Source organism: Streptomyces sp. NPDC104202, assembly GCF_055584185.1.
This window is the reverse complement of sequence record NZ_JBVJMN010000028.1, coordinates 1-23,447: the sequence shown is the minus strand read 5'-3', so window position 1 is coordinate 23,447 and position 23,447 is coordinate 1. Positions and strand designations below refer to the sequence as shown.

The 23,447-nt window shown below is 73.3% G+C and carries 20 protein-coding genes; 9 read left to right on the top strand and 11 right to left on the bottom strand.

Annotated features, from left to right (window positions below; all coding sequences use genetic code 11):
* The first annotated feature begins 89 nt into the window (after positions 1 to 89).
* On the top strand, positions 90 to 2,297 hold the full coding sequence (locus ACZ60W_RS19380) for an ATP-binding protein (protein WP_469756535.1): 2,208 nt from the start codon (positions 90 to 92) through the stop codon (positions 2,295 to 2,297).
* 63 nt (positions 2,298 to 2,360) lie between these two features.
* Here ACZ60W_RS19380 and ACZ60W_RS19375 read toward each other — a convergent pair whose 3' ends face one another.
* Positions 2,361 to 3,869, bottom strand: coding sequence for a DUF4246 domain-containing protein (locus ACZ60W_RS19375; protein ID WP_469756534.1), 1,509 nt, complete (start codon positions 3,867 to 3,869; stop codon positions 2,361 to 2,363).
* Positions 3,870 to 3,982: 113 nt separating this feature from the next.
* Between ACZ60W_RS19375 and ACZ60W_RS19370 the strand changes: the two genes are divergently transcribed.
* Positions 3,983 to 4,591, top strand: coding sequence for an SMI1/KNR4 family protein (locus tag ACZ60W_RS19370; RefSeq protein WP_469756533.1), 609 nt, complete (start codon positions 3,983 to 3,985; stop codon positions 4,589 to 4,591).
* 16 nt (positions 4,592 to 4,607) lie between these two features.
* Here ACZ60W_RS19370 and ACZ60W_RS19365 read toward each other — a convergent pair whose 3' ends face one another.
* Positions 4,608 to 6,176 carry an MFS transporter gene (locus ACZ60W_RS19365; RefSeq protein WP_469756532.1) on the bottom strand — a complete coding sequence of 523 codons (1,569 nt, stop codon included), beginning with the start codon at positions 6,174 to 6,176 and terminating at the stop codon, positions 4,608 to 4,610.
* 187 nt (positions 6,177 to 6,363) lie between these two features.
* On the opposite strand from ACZ60W_RS19365, the gene ACZ60W_RS19360 reads away from it, so the two are divergent.
* Complete coding sequence (locus ACZ60W_RS19360; protein WP_469756531.1) at positions 6,364 to 7,428, top strand: right-handed parallel beta-helix repeat-containing protein; 1,065 nt, start codon at positions 6,364 to 6,366, stop codon at positions 7,426 to 7,428.
* A 54-nt stretch (positions 7,429 to 7,482) separates the two neighbouring features.
* Positions 7,483 to 8,511, top strand: coding sequence for a methyltransferase (locus tag ACZ60W_RS19355; RefSeq protein ID WP_469756530.1), 1,029 nt, complete (start codon positions 7,483 to 7,485; stop codon positions 8,509 to 8,511).
* Between the two features lie 88 nt (positions 8,512 to 8,599).
* Here ACZ60W_RS19355 and ACZ60W_RS19350 read toward each other — a convergent pair whose 3' ends face one another.
* From ACZ60W_RS19350 to ACZ60W_RS19320, 7 genes are all read right to left on the bottom strand, one after another.
* Positions 8,600 to 8,932: a TcmI family type II polyketide cyclase gene (locus ACZ60W_RS19350; protein ID WP_469756529.1), complete on the bottom strand. Its 333-nt coding sequence runs from the start codon at positions 8,930 to 8,932 to the stop codon at positions 8,600 to 8,602.
* A 55-nt stretch (positions 8,933 to 8,987) separates the two neighbouring features.
* Complete coding sequence (locus tag ACZ60W_RS19345; RefSeq protein ID WP_469756528.1) at positions 8,988 to 9,467, bottom strand: SRPBCC family protein; 480 nt, start codon at positions 9,465 to 9,467, stop codon at positions 8,988 to 8,990.
* Between the two features lies 1 nt (position 9,468).
* Positions 9,469 to 9,729: a phosphopantetheine-binding protein gene (locus ACZ60W_RS19340; protein WP_384890643.1), complete on the bottom strand. Its 261-nt coding sequence runs from the start codon at positions 9,727 to 9,729 to the stop codon at positions 9,469 to 9,471.
* A 24-nt stretch (positions 9,730 to 9,753) separates the two neighbouring features.
* Entirely contained in the window at positions 9,754 to 11,001 is a 1,248-nt protein-coding gene (locus ACZ60W_RS19335) for a ketosynthase chain-length factor (RefSeq protein WP_469756527.1), read from the bottom strand.
* Positions 10,998 to 12,266 carry a beta-ketoacyl-[acyl-carrier-protein] synthase family protein gene (locus ACZ60W_RS19330; RefSeq protein WP_469756526.1) on the bottom strand — a complete coding sequence of 423 codons (1,269 nt, stop codon included), beginning with the start codon at positions 12,264 to 12,266 and terminating at the stop codon, positions 10,998 to 11,000. Before ACZ60W_RS19330 ends, ACZ60W_RS19335 begins: the two co-directional genes overlap by 4 nt.
* On the bottom strand, positions 12,263 to 12,727 hold the full coding sequence (locus tag ACZ60W_RS19325) for a cupin domain-containing protein (RefSeq protein ID WP_469756525.1): 465 nt from the start codon (positions 12,725 to 12,727) through the stop codon (positions 12,263 to 12,265). The genes ACZ60W_RS19330 and ACZ60W_RS19325 overlap by 4 nt, the downstream gene beginning before the upstream one ends.
* A gap of 67 nt (positions 12,728 to 12,794) precedes the next feature.
* On the bottom strand, positions 12,795 to 13,916 hold the full coding sequence (locus ACZ60W_RS19320; protein WP_469756524.1) for a SchA/CurD-like domain-containing protein: 1,122 nt from the start codon (positions 13,914 to 13,916) through the stop codon (positions 12,795 to 12,797).
* 235 nt (positions 13,917 to 14,151) lie between these two features.
* Between ACZ60W_RS19320 and ACZ60W_RS19315 the strand changes: the two genes are divergently transcribed.
* The 3 genes from ACZ60W_RS19315 to ACZ60W_RS19305 all read left to right on the top strand — a co-directional run bounded on the left by ACZ60W_RS19315 (position 14,152) and on the right by ACZ60W_RS19305 (position 17,442).
* Complete coding sequence (locus ACZ60W_RS19315) at positions 14,152 to 15,813, top strand: FAD-dependent oxidoreductase (RefSeq protein WP_469756523.1); 1,662 nt, start codon at positions 14,152 to 14,154, stop codon at positions 15,811 to 15,813.
* Positions 15,814 to 16,192: 379 nt separating this feature from the next.
* Positions 16,193 to 16,696, top strand: a complete 504-nt coding sequence (locus ACZ60W_RS19310; RefSeq protein ID WP_469756522.1) for a sortase — start codon at positions 16,193 to 16,195, stop codon at positions 16,694 to 16,696.
* Between the two features lie 74 nt (positions 16,697 to 16,770).
* Positions 16,771 to 17,442 (top strand): class F sortase, encoded by a 672-nt coding sequence (locus ACZ60W_RS19305; protein ID WP_469756521.1) that lies wholly within the window; start codon positions 16,771 to 16,773, stop codon positions 17,440 to 17,442.
* A gap of 84 nt (positions 17,443 to 17,526) precedes the next feature.
* On the opposite strand, the gene ACZ60W_RS19300 is transcribed toward ACZ60W_RS19305, so the two are convergent.
* Both ACZ60W_RS19300 and ACZ60W_RS19295 read right to left on the bottom strand, forming a co-directional pair.
* The gene (locus ACZ60W_RS19300) at positions 17,527 to 19,179 is read right to left on the bottom strand and encodes an ABC-F family ATP-binding cassette domain-containing protein (RefSeq protein ID WP_469756520.1); all 1,653 of its coding nucleotides are present in this window, start codon (positions 19,177 to 19,179) and stop codon (positions 17,527 to 17,529) included.
* A gap of 150 nt (positions 19,180 to 19,329) precedes the next feature.
* Positions 19,330 to 20,226 (bottom strand): hypothetical protein, encoded by an 897-nt coding sequence (locus ACZ60W_RS19295; RefSeq protein ID WP_469756519.1) that lies wholly within the window; start codon positions 20,224 to 20,226, stop codon positions 19,330 to 19,332.
* A gap of 177 nt (positions 20,227 to 20,403) precedes the next feature.
* On the opposite strand from ACZ60W_RS19295, the gene ACZ60W_RS19290 reads away from it, so the two are divergent.
* Both ACZ60W_RS19290 and ACZ60W_RS19285 read left to right on the top strand, forming a co-directional pair.
* Entirely contained in the window at positions 20,404 to 21,501 is a 1,098-nt protein-coding gene (locus tag ACZ60W_RS19290; RefSeq protein WP_469756600.1) for a PP2C family protein-serine/threonine phosphatase, read from the top strand.
* 272 nt (positions 21,502 to 21,773) lie between these two features.
* The gene (locus ACZ60W_RS19285; protein ID WP_469756518.1) at positions 21,774 to 23,288 is read left to right on the top strand and encodes a DHA2 family efflux MFS transporter permease subunit; all 1,515 of its coding nucleotides are present in this window, start codon (positions 21,774 to 21,776) and stop codon (positions 23,286 to 23,288) included.
* Positions 23,289 to 23,447: the final 159 nt, after the last annotated feature.

Below are 23,447 nucleotides of genomic sequence, written 5' to 3'. Positions count from 1 at the left end.
CGTTCGACCCCGCTCGCCCCTCCTGTTCCACCCTCGCGGAGCCGAGCACCACGATCGGCCATCATCTCCAGCCTCAGCGGAAGGTGACCATGACCGACAGCGAACCCGTCGGACGGCACTCCGACCATGCCTCCGTCGGGACGGAGACCGTCGTCGCGGACGGGAGCGGTACCGCCACCGAGCCGCGCCACGCGCACGCGGACAGCAGGGGCAACCAGTTCACCGGCAACGCCACCAACGTGGTGCAGGCCGCGGTCATCCACGGCGGCGTCCACGCCTACGCCCAAGCCCCACCGGCACCGCCTCTGCCGGTGCCCAGACAACTGCCCCGGGCCGCGACCTGCTTCGTCGACCGGACGGAGGGGCTGGCCGCGCTGAGCGTGGTCGCCACGACCGACAACGGGGTGGTCGCGGTCTCCGGGCCGGCAGGGGTCGGCAAGAGCGCCCTCGCGGTCCACTGGGGACACCAGGCGAAAGAGCGCTACCCGGACGGCCAGCTCTACGCGAACCTCAGGGGATACGACCGACTGGCTCCTCTCACGCCGGAGGAGGTCCTCCACGGGTTCCTGATCGCCCTGGGAGCACCGGCGGACCGGATACCGGGCTCGCTGGAGTCGATGTCGGCCTTCTTCCGCACCCTGCTCGACGGCAAGCAGGTGCTCCTGGTCGCGGACAACGCGGGCGACGCCGACCAGATCCGGCCGCTGCTCCCCTCCGCACCCGGCTGTTTCACCATCGTCACCAGCAGGAACCGTCTGGGTGCGCTGACGGCCTTCGACGGCGCCGTACCCGTCCAGATCAGTCCCCTCGACGCGCCGGACGCGGTGGAGTTGTTCCGCAAGCTGTCGGGCGACGACGAGGCGGGAGCGGACCGGCTCGTGGAGCGCTGCGGCCGTCTCCCGCTCACCGTCCGGATCGCCGCCCAGCAGGCGGGATCCGGTACGAGCCTGGGTGAACTGATCGAGGAACTGGAGGCCGACGACCGTCGGCTGGGATCTTTGTCCGCACCGGATGAGCGAAGTGGAGTGCGCACGGTGTTCTCGTGGTCCTATCAGCAACTTCCCCCCGCCGACGCCAGGGCGTTCCGGCTCCTCTCACTGCACGCCGGGCCGGACTTCTCCGTGCCGACGGCCGCCGCCCTGGTCGGCCGGTCCGAGCAGGAGACCCGGCAGGCCCTGCAGGCGCTCGTCGCGGTCAACATGCTGGAGGCCACGGGGCCCCGACGGTACGCGTACCACGACCTGCTCCGGGACTACGCGCGCGAGCGGGTCGTGGCCGAAGAGGCACGTGAGGAGAGGGAAGCGGCCCTGGGCCGGGAGCTCTCCCACTATCTGCACATGGCGGACGCAGCGGACCGCGTCCTGGTCCCCGGGCGTCGGCACGTGCCCCTGGACCGCGACGCGCTCGCCCATTCCGTGTCCTTCCCCGGACCGGAAGAGGCCCTCGCCTGGTGCGACGCCGAACTCCAGAGCCTGCTCCCCGCCGTCGACCAGGCGGTCGAGCTCGGCTTGGACGACGTGGCCTGGAAGCTGCCGGTGGCGCTGGTGTACTTCCTGAGGCTGCGCCGCCACGACGCCCACCGCAGGACCCTGTCGGGAACCGCCGTCCAGGCGTCCCGTCGCCTGGACGACCGGTGGGCCGAGACATGGAGCCTCATCTGTGTCGGCGGGGCCGAGTCGGACATGGGCCTGTACGAGGACGCCATGCGCCACTTCACCGAGGCCCTGAGGATCAGTGAGGAAACGGGCGACACCCAGTGGCAGGCGATGAGCATCGGCAACATCGCCTGGACACTGCGTCTCATGGGGCGCCAGGAGGAGGCGCTGGAACGTCAGCAGGACCTCCTGCCGATCCATCAGAGCAACGGCGACCTGCGCAGCGAGGCCATCTCACGGGCGGAGATCGCGGGAATCAGCCTCGCCCTCGGCCGTCCCACCGCCGCCTTCGAGGAGTACGAGCGGGCTCTCGCCGGCGCGCGGGCCACGGCCGACCTGCCCACCGAGGCCAAGTCCCTGCACGGACTGGGGGACGTGTGCCGGACGGTCGGGCGCGCGGAGGAGGCCGTCGGCTGGTACCGGCAGGCCGTGGAGGTACGGCGCCGCATAGGGGATCTGCTGGGACTGGCCCGTTCCCTGGAGGCGCTGGCCGTCGAGCTGGGCGGAGCGGGCCGCGCCGCGGAGGCGCGGGCGCTCCTGGTCGAGGCGGTCGCGATCCTGGACTCCCTGGGCAATCCGCTGGCGGAGGAGGTCCGACAGCGGTTGGGGGCGGCCGACGCGGGTGACGAGTCCGAGGCCTAGCCGGCGACGGGCCGGCCCGGCCGGCGTCCCGGGGCGCCGGCCGGGCCAGGGCGGTGGGGAGGCTCAGTGCTCGCAGAGCGAGAACTCGCGTTCGTAGACCTGCTCGTTGTGCTCGTCGACGAAGAACTTGCGTTCCTGCATGAGCTGTTCGCGGTAGGTCCGGGCCTGGTCGAGGGTCATGGTCGAGGTGGCGGACCAGGGCTGCTGCGGAGGTACGTCGGAGGTGGAGACGAGGGTCTCGGAGGGGTCGACGAGGAAGAACGCGAGGATCTTGCGGTGGCCGGGGCGGGTGGGGTCGGCGAGGCCGAACGAACCGACGCGGTGCTGGTAGAGGTTGGGGAAGGCCAGGCAGCGGCCGGCCGGGGTGGCGGCGGAGCCCAGCAGCTGGTTGAGCGCGTCCTCGTTCTCCAGGCCGTAGACCTCGCGGACGCCGTTGTCGTCGTTCTGCTCGTAGTCGGGGTCGTCGAGGGCGGCCCGGAAGCTCAGCCGGCTGTCGGTGATGTTCTCGCTGTCCCAGTAGTAGATGCCGGTCGAGACGATCCGCTCGTTGATCATCCCCTCGACGTGCCAGGAGCCGCCGGCGTACTCGGGCTTCTCCGGCGTGAGGTGGATGGTGGCGAGCTTGACGATGACCTGGAGGCGGCGGCCGCGCAGGTCGACGCGGGACGCGGCGTCGGGCACCTCGGGCGCCGTGAAGTCCGGGGCGTCGGGGATGACCGGACGGCGGTTCTCCCACCACTCGCCGTGGGCCTGCTCCCAGGCGCTGCGGGCCTCCGCATAGGCCGCCGGGTCGGCGTAGGAGTCCTGGCGGGGGTAGACCGGTTCCGCCTCGTACCAGGCGTACGGGTCGGCCGGGACGCGCAGGGGCCGCGGATGGCGCAGATCGGTGAGGACGTTCTCCCACAGCGGGAGCATGCGCGCGAACAGCTCCGGTAGGACGGCGGCCAGCTCGCGGTGCGCCTCGGGGTGGACGTTGTTCACGTACGAACGGAACGCGACGTCACCGTCCTCGCTGACGTCCACGTCCGTGGGCAGCCACTGGAACCTCTCCGAGAACTCGTGCTTCGAGTACCGGTTCGTCGGGTTCACCCAGGCCCGCTCGGGCGTGCCGCCGGCCTCGCGCACCAGACAGAACAGAGAGGGGTGCACCAGGTCGAGCACCTGCCCGTCGGAGCCGGGATGCCAGTCGAGCTCGGTCTCGGGCACGTCCTCCAGGACCTGGACCGCCTCCCGCAGCCGGGCCGCCAGCTTGTCGTCGATCAGCGTGTCCGACTGCCACACGCCGTCCACGACCGACACCTCGATACCGGTCCGGGGATCCCGCAGGGACGCGTAGTGCGCCAGCTCGGCCAGCACGTACCGCACCTGAGCCTCGGTCAGCCCCTGCTCCCTCGCCTCGCGCGTCCACCGCGCGACGATCTCGGGGTCGCGCATCTTCTCGAACCACCCCGCCTTCTCCCGAAGGTGCGCGCTGCACTCCGTCATCTCACGCTCGCGCAGCGTCCGCGGTGTGGCGAACGCCAGCGAACGCGTGGCTTCGAAGGGCAGCGGAAAAGCAGACAGGGCGGTCAATGCTCTCGTTCCTCACGGTCGGTTGCGGTGCCGGGAAGGATACTTCGAGGCACTGACACCACCCCCGCCGTCCCCGCGCCCCCGTTTCCGCACGCCCTGTCTACCCTCGGGACATGACGATCGACTGGGCGGCGGAGTACCTGCGGCTGTCGCGGGGCCATCGGCACGAGCGGCTGGATCCCGAGGTGGTGCGGCGGGAGGGGAACCCGCTGGAGAGACGTCTGACCGAGGCGGACGTGCGGGAGGCGGAGCGGGACCTGGGGATCGCGCTGCCGGGGGAGTACCGCACGCATCTGCTGAGGTTCGGCGACGCCGGGGGGCGGTTCCGGAGGTTGTGGCGGGGGCCGCGGGGGTGGGGATGGTACGGCGATACGGACACGAACTACCACCTGCTCGCGGAGCCGTTTCCGCACCCCGACTCGTACCGTGCCCACGACGAGGAGCACGACGAGCGGGAGCCGCCCCGGGAGGACACGGAGGCGTGGGAGGCGTGGGACGCCGAGGGCGGGGTGCTGTACGAGCGCATGACGGCCGGCGCGGTGTTCCTCCAGGAGGGCGGCTGCGGCTTCTCGACGCTGCTCGTCGTCACGGGACCCCACCGCGGCGAGATGTGGTTCGACGGGCGGGCCGGCTGTGACCGGATCCTCCCCTTGCGGCGGGCCGGCCGGCCCGTCACCTTCGCCGACTGGGTCGAGCAGGGGATGAGCATGACCCCCTGGTGAGGTGGGGCGGCCTCGGTCAGGAGCCCTTGCCCGTCTCCAGGGCGACGTCCGTCCGGCCCTCCTGTCCGTGGGGGCCGGGGACCGCGTCCGGGCGGCCGCGCCGTTCGGGGCCGCCCGCGGGGACGCGTACGGTCGCGACGACGACCAGGGAGGCCACGGCCCCGAGGGCGGCGGCCACGGCGAGGACGGCGTCGAGGCCGGAGGCGAAGGCCTCCCGGACCAGGTGGGCCATCGCTGCGCGCTCGCCGTCGGGGACGGCGGAGACGAGCGCGCGGGCCTGGCCGCCGGAGAGGGCGACGGCCGCCGCGTGGGGGTCGGGGACGCCGCCGTCCGCGCGCAGGACGGTCTCGATCCGCGACTGGAAGATCACGCCGAAGACGGCGATGCCGAGGGCGAAGCCGAGCTGGCGGAAGGTGTTGACGGCGCCGCCCACCATGCCGCCGCGCTCCGGGGGGACGGTGGCCAGGGCCGCGGCCGACAGGCTGGGCGTCACGAGCCCGACGCCCAGGCCCGCGACGACGAGGCCCGCCATGAGGTCGGTGCCGGACGAGCCCGCGTCGAGGGTGGCCTGGAGGGCGGAGCCGAGGGCGATGAGGGCCAGTCCGCCGCCGATGGTGGCCCGGGGGAGCCAGGGGCCGAAGCGGCCGGCGAGGGCGGAGGCGAGGAACGCGGAGGCGCACATGGGCAGGAGGTGGAGACCCGCCTCGACCGGCCCGTATCCGAGGACGGACTGCATCCAGAGGGACTCGTACAACAGGTAGGCGAAGGCGGCGCCTTGCAGGAAGAGGGCGCCGGTCATGATGCCGGTGAACGAGGGGCGGCGGAACAGCGACAGGTCGAGGACGGGGTGCTCGACCCGCGTCTCGACCACGAGGAACAGGGTGAGGGCGACGGCCGCCGTGCCGAAGAGACCGAGGGTGAAGGGCGTCGTCCAGCCGTCCGCATGGGCGCGGATCAGGCCGAAGGTGAGGGCCCCGCTCGCCACCGTGAAGGAGACGGTGCCGAGGACGTCCGCACGCCGCCCTCCCCGTCCCGTGGACTCGCGGACGGACAGGAGGGTCATCGCGACCGCTGCCAGGCAGACCGGCAGGTTGACGAAGAAGATCCAGCGCCAGTCGAGGTACTGGGTGAGGAGCCCGCCGGCCACGGGCCCGGCCGCGGCGGCGACCGAGTTGGTGGCGCCCCACACGGCGAAGGCGATCCCCCGGTCCCGGCCTGCGTAGTGCGTGCCGAGCAGGGCGATCGTGGTACCGAACATCCCGGCGGCGCCGATCCCCTGCACCGCGCGGGCGCCGATCAGGACACCCGCGGTCGGGGCGACCGCGCACGCCACCGACGCCGCGGTGAAGACGATCAGCCCGACGAGGTAGACCTTCCGGCGGCCGGTCCGGTCGGCGCGGGAGCCGACGCCGAGGAGCAGCGCCGCCAGCGCCAGCGCGTACGCGTCGACCACCCACTGCAGCTCGGAGAGCGTCGTGCCGAGGTCGGTCGCCATGGCGGGCAGCGCCACCGTCACGATCGTGACGTCCAGCAGGAGCATGAACGTGCCCAGACAGACCGCGGCCAAGGGCCACCACGTGCGCATCCGAACCCCTTCGCCGCCCGCCGCACCGGGGACGTGCCCCCGGCGGCCCCCCATGATCCACGCAGGACGGGCGATCGGCGTGAGGACCCGCGCGCCACGCCCGAGCGTGGACCGCAGGGAGGTATGCCTAGGTCCGCCTGGGGGATCACCGGTGGCAGGCCGGAATACGCGCTCTTAGCTTCGGCACATGACCAAACGACAGATCGCCCTGCTGGCCTGCACCGTGGCCCTCACGGCCTCGGGGCTCGGCGCGGCCGCGCCCGGCGCCGGGGCCCGTACCGCCCACCTGGTGAAGCCCGGCGCATCGATCCAGAAGGCCGTGGACGCCGCGAAGCCGGGGGACACCATCGTCCTGTCACCCGGCACCTACCGCGAGAGCGTCCGGATCACCACCTCGCGCCTGACGCTGCGCGGCTCGGGCCTGGCGTCCACGGTCCTCGTCCCCGGTGACGCCGCCGCCGGCGACACGTGCGCCCAGGCCGGTCACGGCATCTGCGTGACCGGTACGGACGGCAGCCCCGTCGAGGGCGTCACCGTGCGCTCCCTCGCCGTCAGGGGCTACGCCGCCAACGGGCTGTGGGCCTCCCGGACCGACCGGCTGACGGTCCGCAAGGTGCTCGCCGAGAAGAACGGGAAGTGGGGCATCGCCCAGGAGCGCTCCACGCGCGGTGTCCTCGCCCAGAACACCGCCCGCGACAACGCCGACGCCGGAGTGTTCCTGGCGAACACCACCGACACCGAGGCGGGCGCGACGGACGCCCGGGGGACGCTGGTCACCGGCAACACCCTGACCGGCAACCGGATCGGCCTCACCGTCCGCCGGCTGCGGAACGTGACCGTCGAGCGCAACGAGGCGACCGCGAACTGCGCCGCCGTCTTCGTGGTGGGCGACGAGTCCACGCCGCGCGCGGGGGCGATGACCCTGCGCCGCAACGACATCCACGCCAACAACAAGTACTGCCCGAAGACCCCCCGGCTGCCCTTCCTGCAGGGCTCGGGCATCGTCCTCACCGGCGCCGAGGAGACGGTGGTGGAACGGAACAGGGTCGTCGGCAACGTGGGCACCTCCCCGCTCTCGGGCGGCATCGTGCTGTTCAAGAGCTTCGTGGGCGTGCTCAACGAGCAGAACGCCGTCCGCGACAACGTGGTGATGCGCAACAGCCCCGCCGACCTGGCCGACCGGGACACCGGCAAGGGCAACACCTTCACCCGCAACACCTGCACCCTCTCGGAACCCGCCGGCATGTGCTGACCCACCGGTTCCCCGACACCACCCACGGCACGACAGCAAGGACAAGGCGAACAGATGACAACGGTTGACCCGGCTCCCGCCCCGCCGATGCGGCTGAGGGAACTCGTCTTCGGGGCGGCGTGCGCCGCCGCCGTACGCGCGGCCGCCCGCCTGGGCGTGGCCGACGCCCTGGGCGACACGCCCATGACCGCGGAGGACCTCGCGGCCGCCGTCAAGACCCAGCCGCGGACACTGCGCAGACTGCTGCGCGCGCTGTCCTGCCAGGGGGTCTTCACCGAGCTGCCCGACGGCACCTTCGCCCACACGGAGATGTCCCGCCTGCTGCGCGAGGACGACCCGCACAGCCTGCGCTACATCGCGCTGTGGTGCACCGAGCCGTGGACGTGGGACGTGTGGCCCAAGCTCGACGAGGCCGTGCGCTCCGGACGGAACGTCTTCGAGGACGTGTACGAGCGGGAGTTCTTCGCGTACCTCAACGAGGACGCCCCCGAGTCGGCCCACGTCTTCAACCGGGCCATGACGACGTCGAGCAAGCAGTCCGCGCAGGACGTCGCGGACCTCCTCGACCTCGGCGACGTGTCCTGCGTCGCGGACATCGGCGGCGGCCAGGGACACGTGCTGGCCAGCCTGCTGGAGAAGCACCCCTCCCTGAACGGCGCGCTGCTCGACCTGCCGGGCGTGGTGGAGAACGCCGACCCGCGCCTGCGGGACGGCGGCGCGCTGAGCTCCCGGGTCCGCGTGGTCCCCGGCGACTGCCGCGAGGACATCCCGATCCAGGCGGACGTGTACATCATCAAGAACATCCTGGAGTGGGACGACGACAGCACCCGCAGGGCGCTCGCCAACGTCCGCAGGGCGGCGCGCCCCGGCGCCCGGGTCGTCGTCATCGAGAACCTCGTCGACGACACGCCCTCGATGCGGTTCACGACCGCCATGGACCTGCTGCTGCTCCTCAACGTCGGCGGTGCCAAGCACACCCGGCAGAGCATGGTCGACCGGCTGACCGACGCCGGACTCGTCATCGGCGAGATCCGCCCGGTCAACGCCTACCTGCACGCCTTCGAGTGCACCGTGCCCGCCTGACGCGGACACGGGGGACGAACCCGAGGCCGCCCGCTCCGCGACGTTCGCGGGGCGGGCGGCCTCGGGTTTCACCTGCTGCCGGGGGAGATCAGGAACCGGCGTCGCGCTCCCAGTGGTAGAAGCACTGCGCCATGGCGTCCTTGGGGCTCCGCCAGGTCTGCGGGTCGTACGCGCTGACGAACGCCGACAGCTTCTCGCTGGCGTCCCGGAACTCGGGGTGTCCGGTCAGCTTCGCGATGGCCGGCGCCGGGTCCTGCTCCGACTCGATGAGGTGCAGGTACACGTCGCCGAACTGGAACAGGCGACGCCGGGTGACGCCGACCAGGTGCGGGAGTTCCCCGCGGTCCGAGGCGGCGAACACGTCGGCGATCGCCGGGGCCGAACCGGGCGCCATACGGGCGACGATCAGGGCGTGGTGCATCGAGCGTCCTTCCAGGGGTCGGGCGGGTGCTGCGGGTCTCCGCGGCGGGGTTCGGTCAGCCGGGCAGGACCGGGGCGCTCCGGCGGTCGCGGGCGACCTGCTCGATGCGGTCCCGGATGAGGGCCATCTGCGTGCGGGAGTTGCGGTTGATGTTGTCCGTCATCCAGGCGTCGTCGACGGGGGCGTCGGGCTTCATCGCGAAGTCCTGCACCCAGCGCATGTGCACGCCGGCCGGGGTCTCCTCGTACTCCCACCGGATGTCCATGTGGTCGAACGGGCCGGTCTCGACGCGACGGGCGCGGACGGTGCGGCCGGGACGGTCGACGGTGCGCTCCGACACCCAGCTCCAGACCTTCCCGTTGTCGTCCGGGTGCATGGTCAGGCGGAAGGTGGTGGAGTCGCCCTCGCGGGAGAGCACCTCCAGGGAGGCGTACTCGCTGAAGAGATCGGGCCAGTTCTCGATGTCGTTGGTGATCTCCCAGACGAGGTCGAGCGGCGCGTCGATGGTGATGCTGTTGTCGGTGTGACCGGACACGTCAGGCTCCCGTCTTCAGGGTGCTGTTGACCAGGCCGAGGAACTCGACGGGGGTCTTGCAGCGCTCGGCGTCGGTCGGCAGCGCCACGCTGTACCGGTTCTCCAGCTCGCCGACGATCCCGAGCAGACCCAGCGAGTCGAGACCGAGGGTGGTGAACGGGGCGTCCGGCTCCTTCTCCAGCTCGCGGGCGTCGACGGTGACGCCGGCCGCCTGCTTCATCAGCGTGGCGAGTTCGTCGAAGGTCAGTGCGGTGGTGATCATCTCTGCTCTCCTTCCCGCCCGGTCCTACCGGGCGGAGTCGTCGCCGCGGCGCACGACCAGCGCCGCGTTGGATCCCATGAGTCCCCGGCTGAGGACCAGGGCGGTGCGCAGCTCGGCGGGGCGAGCGCGGGACGTCACCAGGTCGAGGTCGTGGCAGACGTCGAACACGTTGGGCGTGGGCGGGACCACGCCGTGCTCCATCGCGAACACCGCGGCGGCGGTGTCCAGGACGGGCGCGCCGCAGTAGGCGCGGCCGATGCCCGTCTTGGGCGCCGTGACGGGGACGCGGGCGGCGTGCGCGCCGAGGGCGTCGGCGATCGCCAGCGCCTCCGCGCGGTCGGCCTCGGGGACGCCCAGGGCGTCGGCGAAGACGACGTCGATCTCCTCGGGCGCGCAGCCGGCCTCGTCGAGGGCGACGCGGACGGCGCGGGCGAGTCCCTCCCGGGACTCCTGCCACCGGGAGGCGCCGGTGAACGTGGCGCCGTGGCCGGCGACGACGGCCCGGACGGCCGCCCCCCGGTCGCGGGCGCGGTCCTCGTCCTCGACGACGAGCATCGCGCCGCCCTCCGCGGGGACGAAGCCGCAGGCGGCCGAGGTGAAGGGCCGGTAGGCGCGGTCCGGGTCCTCGACGGTGCTGAGCTCGGGGTAGCCGAGCTGGCACACCATCGAGTACGGGGCGAGGGGCGCCTCCGCCGCGCCGACGACCACGGCGCCGGTCCCGCGCCGTACGGCCCGGGCCGCGTGCGCGAGGCCGTCCAGGCCGCCGGCCTCGTCGCTGGCGACCACACCGCAGGGGCCCTTGAACCCGCCGCGGATGGAGATCTGGCCGGTGCTCGCGGCGTAGAACCAGGCGATGGACTGGTACGGGCCGACGAACTTGGAGCCGCGGGACCAGAGCTTCTGGAGCTCCCGCTGGCCGAACTCGCCGCCGCCGGAGCCGGCCGCGGTGACGACGCCGATGGAGTAGGGCTCCTCGGGGCCGTCGTGGGCCAGGCCCGCGTCGTCGAGGGCGAGCTGGGCCGCGGCCATCGCGTAGTGGCTGAAGCGGTCGGTCTGGACGAGGAAGGGCTCCTCGATCAGGGCGGAGGCGTCGAAGCCCCGGACCTCGCCCGCGACCTTGAGCGGCAGGTCCTCGCACCCCTCGCGGGTGATCCGGTCCAGGACGCCCAGACCTTCGCGGACGGACTTCCAGTACGCGTCGGCGCGCAGTCCGTTGGGGGCGATCACCCCGATGCCGGTGACGACCGCGCGCCGTGGACGCTGAGTGCTCATCGTGTCCTCCCACCCGGTCCCGTCAGGAGCACCGCGGACTGGAAGCCGCCGAATCCGCTGCCGACGGAGAGCACGTTCCTGAGCTTCCGGGGGCGGGCGGTGCGCGGCACGTAGTCCAGGTCGCACTCGGGGTCGGGGGTCTCGTAGTTCGCCGTCGGAGGGACCACCTGGTGCTGCAGCGCGAGCACGCAGGCGGCCACCTCTATCGCGCCGATCGCCCCGAGCGAGTGGCCCACCATGGACTTGATGGAGCTCATGGGCGTCTCGTAGGCGTGCGCGCCCAGCGACCGCTTCACGGCGGCGGTCTCGTGCCGGTCGTTCTGCCGGGTGCCCGAGCCGTGCGCGTTGACGTAGTCGATCAGCGTCGGGTCGAGCCGGGCCTGGTCGAGCGTGGAGTCGATCGCCCGGGACATCTCCAGGCCCTCGCCGGTCAGACCGGTCATGTGGTACGCGTTGCCGAAGGTGGCGTAGCCGCCGATCTCGCAGTAGATGTGCGCACCGCGGGCCCGGGCGTGCTCGTACTCCTCCAGCACGAGGACGGCCGCTCCCTCGCCCATGACGAATCCGTTGCGGTTGTTGTCGAAGGGCCGGGAGGCGTGCTCCGGGTCGTCGTTGTCGGGCGACGTGGCCTTGATGGCGTCGAAGCAGGCCATGGTGATGGGGGAGATCGGGGAGTCGGACGCGCCCGCGATGCAGACGTCGGCCCGGCCCTCCTGGATGGTGTGGAAGGCGTAGCCCACGGCGTCGAGGCCGGAGGTGCAGCCCGTGGAGACGGTCTGCACCGGGCCGCGGGCGCCGAACCGCTCGGCCACCACGGAGGCGAGCGTGCTCGGCGAGAACGCCATGTGCAGCTTGGGGTCGGCCGCGCGGTGGTCCACGTCCCACCGCTGCCCGCCCGCGCTGACCAGCACGTAGTCGTGCTCCAGACGGGTGGTGCCGCCGACGGCGCTGCCCAGGGAGACCGCGACGCGCCAGGGGTCCTCGGCGTCGGTGTCGAGGCCGGAGTCCTGGACGGCCTCCCCGGCGGCCACGACGGCGAACTGGATGTACCGGTCCGCGTGACGGCTCAGCTCCGGGTCGAGCCCGTGGTCCAGCGGGTCGAAGTCGCACTCGGCGGCGATGCGCGAGCGCAGGCCGGCCGGGTCGAACAGGGTGATGCCGCGGGTGGCGGTACGGCCGGCGGAGAGCAGGTCCCAGAACGCCTTCGCTCCGGTGCCGCCCGGAGCGACCACACCGATCCCGGTGACGGCCACTCGCCGGGTCACTCGATGGCCCCGCTTCGCTCGGACACCGGCCCCGGGCCGTGCACGGTCAGGTGCGGCCCCACGGCGGCCGGCTCGGCCCCGTCGGTGACCTCGGTGTCGACGTGGCCGAGGCTCGGCCGGGGCGCCAGCGGGCCCAGGTGGAAGACCATGCGGGCCTCCACGTCGCCCACGTTGCGGAAGCGGTGCCGCACGTCGATCGGGATCAGGAGGCCCTGATCGGGCTGGAGGGCGTACGTGTCGCCGTCCAGGTCCACTTCCAGCGCACCCGAGACGACGTACACGAACTCCTCGGAATACGGGTGGTAGTGCTCGCCGATCCGCTCGCCCGGCTGGACGATGGCCAGACCCATGAAGCCGCTGGTGGACCCCACGGTGGCCGGCGTGAGCATGGCCCGCAGGTCACCTCCGCGCCTGCGGTTGGGTTCCGTCTCGCTCAGGGTCACGATGCGTGGCTTGAGCATGGTTGTTACCTCCAGATGTGACAGTGACGTGCTGGGGAGCGACCGCGGGGGGAGCCGCGGCCGTCCGTCAGGGCTTCGCCGAGCGGTCCGTGACGGGCAGCATGTCGGCGTGCGACAGGAGCCGGTTGACGTTGCGCTCCGTCTCCAGGGAGCCCTCGACGCCGATCGCGGCGCCGTCGAGGAGCCGCTCCAGCTCGGCGGCCTTCCCGGAGCCGCGGAGCCCGAGGGAGGCGACGGGGTCCAGGTCGAGCTCGCCCGCGGCGTCGATCAGGCGCACCACGATGTCGTCGCGCTGGAACACGGTGCTGCTGTGCACCGGGTTGTCCGGGTCGTCCGCCGCGGCCCGGTCCTGCTCGGCGAGCAGCCGGGCGAGGTCCATCCCGCGGCCTTCCCTGGCCGGGTAGTACAGCGCGTGCCGGCGCACTCCGGCCGGCGCCGGCCGGTCGGAGTCCACGTGGTGGACCGCCGGCAGGGCCGCCCGGGTGAAGAAGACCCGGGCCGACTCGGGGTCGGTGAGGTCCCGGTCCTGCTCCAGGTACGGGTTGATGGCCTCCTCGACCGCCCGTACCTCGGGCTGCCGGGCGACGTGCCGCAGCGCCGCGAGGAGATCGCCCTCCACCTCCACGGCACGCACGACGCGGTTGCCGTGCATGAAGAGGGAGGTGCGGCGCAGCCGGGTGTTCTCGTCGACCTGGGCCTGGGGCGACTGGTACCCGGCCAGGATCTCCGCCACCTTCGACTCCGAGCCGGGCTTCACCGTGAAGGTGAGGGCGTGGCGCGCCACGCCGTCGCCCACGCGGGCCTCCACCTGCAGGTCGGCCGAGGCCCGGGGCCGCGCCTCCTGCTGACCGAGGCTGGTCTCCCGGAGGACGCTGTAGCGCATCGAACGGGTGTCCCGGACGCAGCTGTGCATCGGCTTGACGATCTCGACGTGCTCCTCGCTGTTCACCCAGGCGAGGAACGGCGGCGCGCTCTCCCATTCGCTGGTGATGAGCCACTGCGAGGGGTTCTCGATGGACTGGCAGAGCTGGTCACTGATGTGACCGGGGATGGAGGCGACCTGCTTGTGCATGACTTCGTACGCGTCCAGGAACTGCTGCTGCGCGCCCTCGTACAGGTCGAGCAGGAGGATCACCCGCAGCCTGGAGCCGTCGAACACGGACTGCGAGATGCGTCCCGAGGGGGCCATCCGGCACACCTCTTCTCTTCTGGGTGGGGGAGGGGGGAACGAACCCGGGTGACCGACACGCCGGGACCGTCATGTGTTGATCGTTGACAGGAGCGCCGACACCGCGCGAGCCCCGTGAAGCGGACGAGTGAACCGCGCGCCATCCGGGTGCCCCCGGCACGCGGACCCGTCGTCGACGGGAAGGAATCTCCATCCCAACCCCGACTCGCGTCGCAGGTGACGCCGGAGACCAACAATGAACCGATTCGACGTGGCCGGCGAGGAACCCGGTCACCGCACGTCCGTACTCATCGTCGGCGGCTCGCTGGTGGGCCTGTCCACCTCGCTGTTCCTGGGCCGGCTCGGCGTGCCGCACGTGCTGGTCGAGCGCCACGCGGGCACCTCGATCCACCCGCGCGGCCGCGGCAACAACGTGCGCACGATGGAGGTCTTCCGCAGCGCCGGCGTCGAGCCGCACGTGAAGGAGGCCGCGTCGGTCCTGGCGCGCAACAACGGCATCCTGCAGACGCCGAGCCTGGTGGGCGACGTCGGGGAGTGGCTGTTCAGGGAGATCGACCCGGGCGGCGGCGTCGCCCGCTTCAGCCCCACCGGATGGTGCCTGTGCAGCCAGAACGACCTCGAACCCGTCCTGCTCAAGCGCGCCGCGGAGCTGGGCGGAGACCTGCGGTTCGGCACGGAGCTCATGTCCTTCGAGCAGGACGCCGACGGGGTCACCGCCCGCGTCAAGAGCCGCGAGACCGGTGAGCACACCACCCTCCGCGCGGACTACCTCGTCGCCGCGGACGGCCCGCGCAGCCCGATCCGCGAGGGCCTCGGCATCGGCCAGAACGGACAGGGCGACCTCTTCCACAACGTGAGCATCACCTTCGTCTCCCGCGGCCTCGCGGACGTCGTCGGCGACCGGCACTTCATCGTCTGCTACCTGACGAACCCGGACGCCGACGGAGCCCTGCTGCCGGTCGACAACGGGCAGCGCTGGGTCTTCCACGCCCCCTGGCACCCCGAACACGGCGAGACGCTGGAGGAGTTCACCGACGAGCGCTGCCGCGAACACATCCGGCGGGCCGTGGGCGTCCCCGACCTCGACGTGGAGATCACCGGCCGGGCTCCCTGGCACGCGGCCGAGCGGATCGCCGAACGGTACGCGGACGGGCGGGTGTTCCTCGCCGGCGACTCCGCCCACGAGATGCCGCCCACCGGGGCCTTCGGCTCCAACACCGGCATCCAGGACGCCCACAACCTCGCCTGGAAGCTCGCCGCCGTCCTGGACGGCTGGGCCGGCCCCGGCCTGCTCGCCTCCTACGACGCGGAGCGCCGCCCGGTCGCGGAGACGACGAGCGCCCGGGCCTCGTCCCGGTCGGTCGAGCACAGCCACCCCGGCTACACCCCCGGCCCCGGTGCCGGCGGACCCCAGGGCAGGAAGGGCGGCATCCTCAACGAGGTGCTCGGCTACCGCTATCCGCGGGGCGCCGTCCTCGGCACCGACCCCTCGGCGCCGGTCGTGACCGACGGGCTGCGCCTGACGGGCGAACCCGGCAGCCGGGCTCCGCACGTGTGGCTCGACCGCGACGGCACCCGCGTCTCCACCCTCGACCTGTACGAGCGGTCCCTGGTGCTCCTGAGTTCCGAGGACGGCGCCGGCGGCTGGCACGCGGCGGCCACCGGTGTGGCGCAGGAGCTGTCGCTGCCGCTCGACGCGTACCGGATCGGCGCCGGGCCCGAAGCGGAACTCTCTCCCGCGAGCGACACGGACTGGACGGAGGCCCACGGCATCACCCCGGACGGCGCCGTCCTGGTCCGCCCCGACGGCTTCGTCGCCTGGCGGTCCGAGGGCGCGTCGGAGGACCCCGAGGCCACCCTGAGGCACGCCTTCGCGGTGGTCCTCGGCCGGGACTGACCCGGCCGCCTCGTCGCGGGCACGCCAGGGCGCCTTCGGCCCCCGGCGTGCCCGTCGCCGTCGGAGGACACCGACGGTCGCCGTGACGCTTCGTCAGGGAGACCGCGCCGTAAGGGAACCGGGGCGGCGGCGCCGCGTGCCGGCCCCCTCACCCGTTCGCGCGCGAGCCGGCTTTTCCTTCGGCTCGACCCCGGGGCCGCCGTGACCTGCGACGGTGATCACGGTGGCGGAAGATCAAGAGCCCGACCGGGGGACACCGCGCCCGATCCTCCCGTTGCGGTGATCACCGGGCGGGGATCTCCTACTCGTGCACGGAGCACAGCACAGGAGCCGCGCGGCACAGCCGGCCAGGAAAGCTCCGCCGAAGGAGAGAAGAAGCATGCGTCTCGCACGTACGGGTACCGGGCTCGCCCTGGTCCTGGGCGCCCTCGCCCTGTCCGCGCCCGCCGCCGTCGCCGCCCCCTCCGGCGACGTCCGGATCAACCCCGGCAAGGCATCCCCCGGCACCACCGTCACCGTCAGCACCACCGCCTGCGGCAAGGAGACGTACGGCAAGGGCGAGTCGGAGGCGGGCGGGAAGTTCCACCTCCTGCCGGGCGACCGGAAGGGCGTCCTCGTGGGCCGGTTCACCCTCCCGCGCGACGCGGTCTCCGGCACGGACACCGTCACCCTCAAGTGCCCGCCCCGCATCAAGCAGACCGTCACCTACCAGATCTCCGGCCGCCCGGTCGGTGCGGTGGAGGCGGGCTTCGGCTGGGCCGCGGCCGCCGAGGAGGGCGACGACGGCAACCCGTACGCCCTCGGCGCCCTGCTCCTCGGCGGCGCCGCCGCCGGCGTCCTGATCCGCATGCGCCGCCGCGCCACCGCCCGCGACTCCGCCTGAGCCCACACCGCACGTCCCGGCCCCGGCTCCGTCAGGAGATCCGGGGCCCGGACGTCGGCGGAGGCACGCACCCCATGAAGAACCGCTCCGCACCTCCCCCCGGCACCCCACCGTCGCGCCGCGTCCCCTCGGTCGGCGCCCTGTGCTGGACGGCGCTCCTCGGCGTCCTCCTGCTCGCCCACGCCCCCGACGACGCCACCCCGCGGCCCCCGACGACGGAGCGCGCCGCGCAGCCCCTCGCCCGGCCCGCCTCCGGAGCCGACCGGACCCGCCCCGCCCCCCGGCCGCTGCCCGCCGCCGACCCGACGCGCATCCGCATCCCCTCCCTCGGGATCGACACCTCGCTCGTCCCCCTCGGACTCGACGGCTCCGGCGCCCTGCTCCCCCCGCCCGCGGCGGCCCCCACCGTCGCCGGCTGGTACGCCGACGGCACCACCCCCGGCGCCCCCGGCACGGCCGTCGTCACGGGGCACCTCGACACCCCCCTCGGCCCCGCCGTCTTCCACCGCCTCGACGCCCTCTCCCGCGGCGCCTCCATCGAGATCGACCGCGACGACGGCCGCACCGCCCTCTTCACCGTCGACACCGTCGCCCTCCACCCCAAGAACCGCTTCCCCGACGCCGAGGTCTACGGCACTTCCCCCCGCCCCGAACTCCGCCTCATCACCTGCGGCGGCGACTGGTCCAGCGAGACCGGCTACCGCGCCAACACGGTCGTGTACGCGACGCTGACGGGGACGCGGTAGGGCTCGTGCCCGAACGGCAGTCCGCCCGGCGCGGACTCCCGGAGGGTTCGGCACCCGCCGCCGGGCCGGGCCCCGCCGCACAGGTCAGGCAGGATCCGGAGGGACGGCCTCACCCCGTACCGGAGACAGCAGGAGCTCGCGCCCCTGCCACCGGCGGCGCAACCACCGGTCGTGGGTCGCGATCACGACGGCCTGCGGGCCGGTGCCGAGCGCCTCCTCCAGTTCGTCGCACAGACGCGGAGACAGATGGTTGGTGGGCTCGTCCAGCAGCAGGAGCCGGGGAGGCCGTGCCATCACCAGGGCGAGCGCAAGCCGGCGACGCTGCCCGGCCGACACCCGTCCCACCGGCTTGTCCAGGTCGGCGGCGCCCAGCAGGCCGAACCGGGCGAGCGGCACCCGTTCCGCCCGCTCGGGACCCACCGCCCTCGTGTACGTGTCCCGGACCGTGCGGTCGGGATGCGCGAACACCGTGTCCTGCGTCAGCAGGGCCACCGTCGCCCCGGGGCGACGGCGCACCTCGCCCTCGGCCGCGAGCCGCCCTGCGAGCACCGCGAGCAGCGTCGACTTGCCCGCCCCGTTGGGGCCGGTGACCAGCAGCCGTTCGGCCGCGGAAACGTCCAGGTCAGACGCTGCGAGCCGGCCGGGCACCCGTACCCCCCGCAGGGACACCAACGGCTCCGGGCCGTCCGGGGCGGGCGAGGCAGGCCGAGGAGCCGCGAACCGCAGCGGAACCGGCGGTGCGGGGGTCGGCGTACGTTCCCGCTCCTCCAGCCGTCGGCTCGCGTCACGGACCCGGCGGGAGATCTGGCTCTGGACGCGGCCCGCCCGGTGGCCGTAGCCCATCTTCTCGTGGTCGCGCGGGCCCCGGTCGGGAGCGAGACGGTGCGCCGTGACCCGTGCAGCCTGTCGCAGCTCGACGAGCTCCTGCTGCTCCTCCGCGTAACGCCGTTCCCAGCGCTCCCGCTCGGCGTGCTTCTCCTGGAGGTAGGCGCTGTATCCGCCGCCGTAGCGGACCGGTCCGTCCATGGCCGGGTCGAGGTCGACCAGGTCGGTGCAGACCGCGTCGAGGAAGGCGCGGTCGTGGCTCGCGACGATCACCGCGCCGGGCAGTGCGCGCAGCCGCTCCTCCAGAAAGGCGGCGGCCTCGTCGTCGAGATGGTTGGTCGGTTCGTCCAGCAACAGGGCCGGAGGCCGCCGCACGAGCAGCGCCGCCAGGGCGAGGCGTCCGCGCTCCCCGCCGGACAGGGAGCCGAGCGTCCGGTCGTGTGCGAGCAGGCCGAGGCCCAGGCCCTCCAGGACCAGGGAGGCTCGGCGGTCCGCATCCCACACCTCCTGGTCCCGTGCCCGTTCCAGGAGCCGGCCGTAGGCGTCGAGCAGGTCCGGGTGACGCGGGTCGTCCTCCCCGACACAGGCCAGCTCCGCACCGAGCCGCTCGAGCCGCGCGAGGTCCGCGCGGGCCTCGCGCAGCGCGTCGTCCACGACGTCGGAGAGGGTGGAGACGGCGTCGAAGGGCGACTCCTGGTGCAGGAATCCGACATCGGCCGGGCGCGAGACGCTCCCGCCGTCAGGTTCGTCGACACCGGCGAGCACCCGCAGGAGGGTGGACTTGCCGACGCCGTTCTCCCCGATCAGACCGATCCGGTGGCCGGGGGACGCGGTGAGGGACACGCCGTCGAGGACGCGGCGTCCGCCGAGGTCGCGGACGAGGTCGTGGGCGTGCAGTACGGGCTGGGACACGGTGCACCTTCCTGGGTGTTCGGACACGAACGTCTGCCGGGTGGGCCTCGGACGGGCCAGGCGTGCGGGACGGCTCGCCCGGGCTTCGTGGGAGGCTGACGTCCCGGCGCCCTCCGGCCCGGGTTCCGGGACGACCTCGACGCCTTCCGCTCAGTTCACCGGCATGCCGATGCCCGGCAGCCACAGCCGGCCGCGGTCGTTGACGGTCAGCTCCCAGGCGACCAGTTCGTCCGGGCAGACCGCGCCGCGGGCGCGGACGTCGGCGACCAGCAGCCGGGCCGCGGAGCGGGCGGCGGAGGGGTCGGTGTCGGGGAACTCCGCACGCCACCAGCCCTTGGCGAACACCTGCCAGCCGCGTTCCCGCAGGGCGTGCTCGACGCCCGGGTCCGAGGCCGTGCCGCGGTGGTCCACCATGAGCGACAGGCGGCCGGGATCGGGGGAGTAGCCCACGCGCAGCTGCCGGGGCCAGTCCCGCGAGCAGCCCACGACGAAGGACGCCCACTCGCCCGGGACCTGGAGGGGCAGCTGTTCCATCCACGAGTCCAGGAGCAGCTCCAGCGAGGACTCCAGGTGGTCCCAGGACGCGGCGGTGTGGTGGCCGTCCCAGCGGAAGGCCGGCCAGGAACGCTCCGGTCCCCGGTGGAGCAGCCAGAGGTAGGGCAGCGCGTCGAAGCCGTGCGGTTCCTCCGGCCGCCAGGCGACGGAACCCGACTCCACGGTCGTGTACTCGCGTCCGTGCAGGTCGGACGTCGTGTGCACCGAGAGCGTGGCGCCCCGCGGTCCGCCCGCCAGCAGGACCACATGGGACCCGGTGTGCCAGCGCGCGCTGGGGCCGGCCGCCGAGCCGCCGTACAGCGTGGGATGGCCCAGTTCGGCCGCCACCGCCTCGTACACCGGCCGCAGGGCCTCGCGGCGGGCGGCGCGGCCGCACCCGGGCGGGTACGGGGCGACGAGCGCGGCGGGCTCGTCCAGGTGGGTGTCGGGGCGGTCGTACAGGGCGCGTGCGCGGGCGGCTGCGCCGGTGGGACCGGGAGCGGTGGGGGACATGCCGATGACCATGGCGCCATCGTGCCAGGCGGCCCGGCAGGTCCCGGCGCGGCCGGTGCCACTCCGTGCGGCTTGGTGCGGCCCGGTGTGACCACGTGAGGCCCGGTCCGGCGGGGGCGTGCTCCGGGGCCGTGGGGTGCGCGGCGCACTCCGGCATAGGAGCCTGGTGGTGTGGTGATGCCAAGGAAGGCGGCGAACGGCACGAACCGGCGGAGCTGGCTGCGCGGGGCCCCACCGCCCCGCTGGGTGCGGGTCCTGCCGGTCCTGCTGCTCGTCGGGGTCGGGGTCGCCTCCCACACGGACTCCGTCCCGCTGGACATCGGGTTCCTGCTGGGCGCGGTGCCGCCGCTGGCCGTCCTGGCGTACGGGCCGCTGGCCACGGCCCTCCTCGGCGCCTCGACGATCGTGCTCCTGACCGTTCCCTTCTTCCACCTGAACCGGCCGGGCAACACCGACCTCTTCACCCTCGGCTTCGTCGCGACCCTGAGCGTCTTCGTCTCCTTCGTCCGCGGGCGCCGGGACGAGCAGCTCGACCTGGAACGCACCGTGGCCGAGACGGCCCAGCGCGCGATCGTCCCCGACGTGCGGCCGGCCGTCGGTCCCGTGCGCTGCGCCAGCCTGTACCGTGCCGCCGAACGCGGCACCCTGGTGGGAGGCGACTTCTTCGACGTCCGGGCCGGGCCCTATGGGGTACGGGCGGTCCTCGGCGACGTCCAGGGGCACGGCCTGTCGGCCGTCGCGACCGTCGCCTCCGTCCTCGGGGCCTTCCGTGAGGCGGTCCTCGACGACGCGGACGCCGAGTCGACGGCGGCACGCCTGGACCGCAGACTGGTGACCGACTCGGCGCAGACGGAACACGCGGAGCTCTTCGCCACGGCCGTCCTCCTGGACTTCGCGCGCCACGGCCGCGAGGTACGCGTCCTGGCGTGCGGCCACCCGGCCCCGGTCCTGCTGCGCGGCGGGACCGTCAGCACCCTGGAACTCGACCCCGGACCGCCCCTCGGGCTCGGCCTCGCCGACGTCATGCCCGGAACCGCCGCCACGGTCTCCCTGCTGCCCGGAGACCGTCTCCTCCTGGCCTCCGACGGCGTCCTGGAGGCGCGGGACTCCTCCGGTGCCTTCTATCCCTACACCGACCGTCTCGCCGGCATGACCGACGTCGGCCCGGACCGGCTGCCCGACGCGATCTGGACCGACCTGAGCCGCTTCGCCCCCAAGATCCAGGACGACGTGACCCTCCTGATCCTCACGCTGAACACCGCCGGACCGGGGTGAGTTGACGGATTCGGGGCCGCGCCGCGGGAGGATCTCCGTGCCGCGGCCCGGGGCGCGGGACGGCGCGGCGGCCCGCGCCGTCCCGCCCGGAGCCACCCGAGGGCCCGTGACGGCGGCGCCGGACCGCGCCGAAAGCCGTGCGGCGTGCCTCCCCGGGCGGAAAAATGGTTTGAGCGGGGGCGGCGGCGCCGACAGGATCGGGGGGACACCGATGAGTTCTTCACGGCGCTGCGGTCTTCCGGTGTGACCTGCTACGTGCGGAGGACACTCACATGACGGAAGGCGCCATGCTCGCACCCCACGCAACACCCACCGTCTCACCCGACCGTGTCACCGCGGTGCTGCGGATCCTCGTGCTGTCCACGTTCGTCGTGCTCCTCAACGAGACGATCATGGTCAACGCGATTCCGCGGCTCATGCGGCAGTTCGAGGTCACCGCGGCGGCGGCGGGGTGGCTCTCCACGGCCTTCATGCTCACCATGGCCGTCGTCATCCCGGTGACCGGATGGTTCCTCCAGCGGGTCACGACCCGGACCGCCTTCGGCCTGGCGATGGCACTGTTCCTCGCCGGCACGGCGCTGGCCGCGGCCGCGCCCGCCTTCTCCGTCCTCCTGGTCGCGCGTGTCATCCAGGCCGGCGGCACCGCCGTCATGATGCCGCTGCTCATGACGACGCTGATGACCCTGGTGCCCCCGCACGACCGCGGCCGGGTGATGGGCAACATCACCCTGGTCATCTCCGTGGCACCCGCCCTGGGCCCGGCTGTCTCCGGCGTGCTGCTCCAGCTGGGCACGTGGCGGATGCTGTTCCTGGCGGTCCTGCCCATCGCCGGAGCCATGGCGTTCGTCGGGCACCGCAAGCTGGTCAACATCGGCGAGCCGCAGGCCGGCCCCATCGACTGGCTGTCCGTCCCCCTGGCGGCGGCGGGCTTCGGCGCCCTGGTGTACGGCCTCAGCGGCCTCGGCGCGGGCGACGGCGCCTCGGCGGTCGTGCCGCCGGAGGCCACGACCGCGGCGGGTGCCCTCCTCGTCGGCCTGTTCGTCTGGCGCCAGCTGGCCCTGCAGCGTGCGTCCACGCCGCTGCTGGACCTGCGTGCGCTGACGTTCCGTCACTTCTCCGTGGCGCTGGGCCTCATGTGCGTGTCCTTCATGGCCCTGATGGGCGCGTTCATCCTGCTGCCGATCTACCTGCAGGAGGTGTGCGGCCTGACCTCGCTGCAGACCGGCCTGCTCCTCATCCCCGGCGGTCTGACCATGGGTCTGCTCGGACCGCAGGTCGGAAAGCTCTACGACAAGCTCGGCGCCCCCCGGCTGGTCGTGCCCGGAGCCGCCCTCACGGCGCTCTGTCTGGCCCTGTTCGCCCTCACGAGCGAGCGGACCTCGCCCTGGCTGGTGCTCGTCCTGCACGTGGCGCTGAGCGCCGGCATGGCGTTCGTCTTCACCCCGGTCTTCACCTCCGGCCTGTCCGTCCTGCCGCCCCACCTCTACCCCCACGGCTCCGCGATCCTGGGCTCGCTCCAGCAGGTCGCGGCCGCCGCCGGCACCGCGCTGATCATCAGCGTCATGTCGGGACGGGCGGCGACGGCCCTGGGCGACGGCGTCGCCCCGGCCGAGGCCCTCGGTACGGGCATCCGGTGGGGCTTCGGCGTCGGCGCCGGTCTCGGAGTGCTGGCGGTGCTCGTCGCGCTGCTGGTCCGTACGCCCCCGGTGCCGGAGATGCCCGCCGCGCCGGAGGCCCAGGACGAGGACGGCCCCACGACGAACAAGACCGCACCCGCGGCCGGCTAGGCGCCGGGAGCGAGCGGAAGGAGGGGTGGGGGGGGGGGGGGGGGGGGGGGGGGGGGGGGGGGGTGTGGGCGGGGGGGGGGGGGGGGATGCGGCGGTCGTTGTCGCCCTTGGTCGTGCTTAGCTCAGCTCACCGTCCACCTCGTCGGGCAGCCCGGCGGT

Coding starts and splice junctions, on each gene's coding strand:
- ACZ60W_RS19380 (WP_469756535.1), top strand. CDS start 90: ATGACCGACAGCGAACCCGTCGGACGGCACTCCGACCATGCCTCCGTC.
- ACZ60W_RS19370 (WP_469756533.1), top strand. CDS start 3,983: ATGACGATCGACTGGGCGGCGGAGTACCTGCGGCTGTCGCGGGGCCAT.
- ACZ60W_RS19365 (WP_469756532.1), bottom strand. CDS start 6,176: ATGCGCACGTGGTGGCCCTTGGCCGCGGTCTGTCTGGGCACGTTCATG.
- ACZ60W_RS19360 (WP_469756531.1), top strand. CDS start 6,364: ATGACCAAACGACAGATCGCCCTGCTGGCCTGCACCGTGGCCCTCACG.
- ACZ60W_RS19355 (WP_469756530.1), top strand. CDS start 7,483: ATGACAACGGTTGACCCGGCTCCCGCCCCGCCGATGCGGCTGAGGGAA.
- ACZ60W_RS19350 (WP_469756529.1), bottom strand. CDS start 8,932: ATGCACCACGCCCTGATCGTCGCCCGTATGGCGCCCGGTTCGGCCCCG.
- ACZ60W_RS19340 (WP_384890643.1), bottom strand. CDS start 9,729: ATGATCACCACCGCACTGACCTTCGACGAACTCGCCACGCTGATGAAG.
- ACZ60W_RS19335 (WP_469756527.1), bottom strand. CDS start 11,001: ATGAGCACTCAGCGTCCACGGCGCGCGGTCGTCACCGGCATCGGGGTG.
- ACZ60W_RS19325 (WP_469756525.1), bottom strand. CDS start 12,727: ATGCTCAAGCCACGCATCGTGACCCTGAGCGAGACGGAACCCAACCGC.
- ACZ60W_RS19320 (WP_469756524.1), bottom strand. CDS start 13,916: ATGGCCCCCTCGGGACGCATCTCGCAGTCCGTGTTCGACGGCTCCAGG.
- ACZ60W_RS19315 (WP_469756523.1), top strand. CDS start 14,152: ATGAACCGATTCGACGTGGCCGGCGAGGAACCCGGTCACCGCACGTCC.
- ACZ60W_RS19310 (WP_469756522.1), top strand. CDS start 16,193: ATGCGTCTCGCACGTACGGGTACCGGGCTCGCCCTGGTCCTGGGCGCC.
- ACZ60W_RS19305 (WP_469756521.1), top strand. CDS start 16,771: ATGAAGAACCGCTCCGCACCTCCCCCCGGCACCCCACCGTCGCGCCGC.
- ACZ60W_RS19295 (WP_469756519.1), bottom strand. CDS start 20,226: ATGTCCCCCACCGCTCCCGGTCCCACCGGCGCAGCCGCCCGCGCACGC.
- ACZ60W_RS19290 (WP_469756600.1), top strand. CDS start 20,404: ATGCCAAGGAAGGCGGCGAACGGCACGAACCGGCGGAGCTGGCTGCGC.
- ACZ60W_RS19285 (WP_469756518.1), top strand. CDS start 21,774: ATGACGGAAGGCGCCATGCTCGCACCCCACGCAACACCCACCGTCTCA.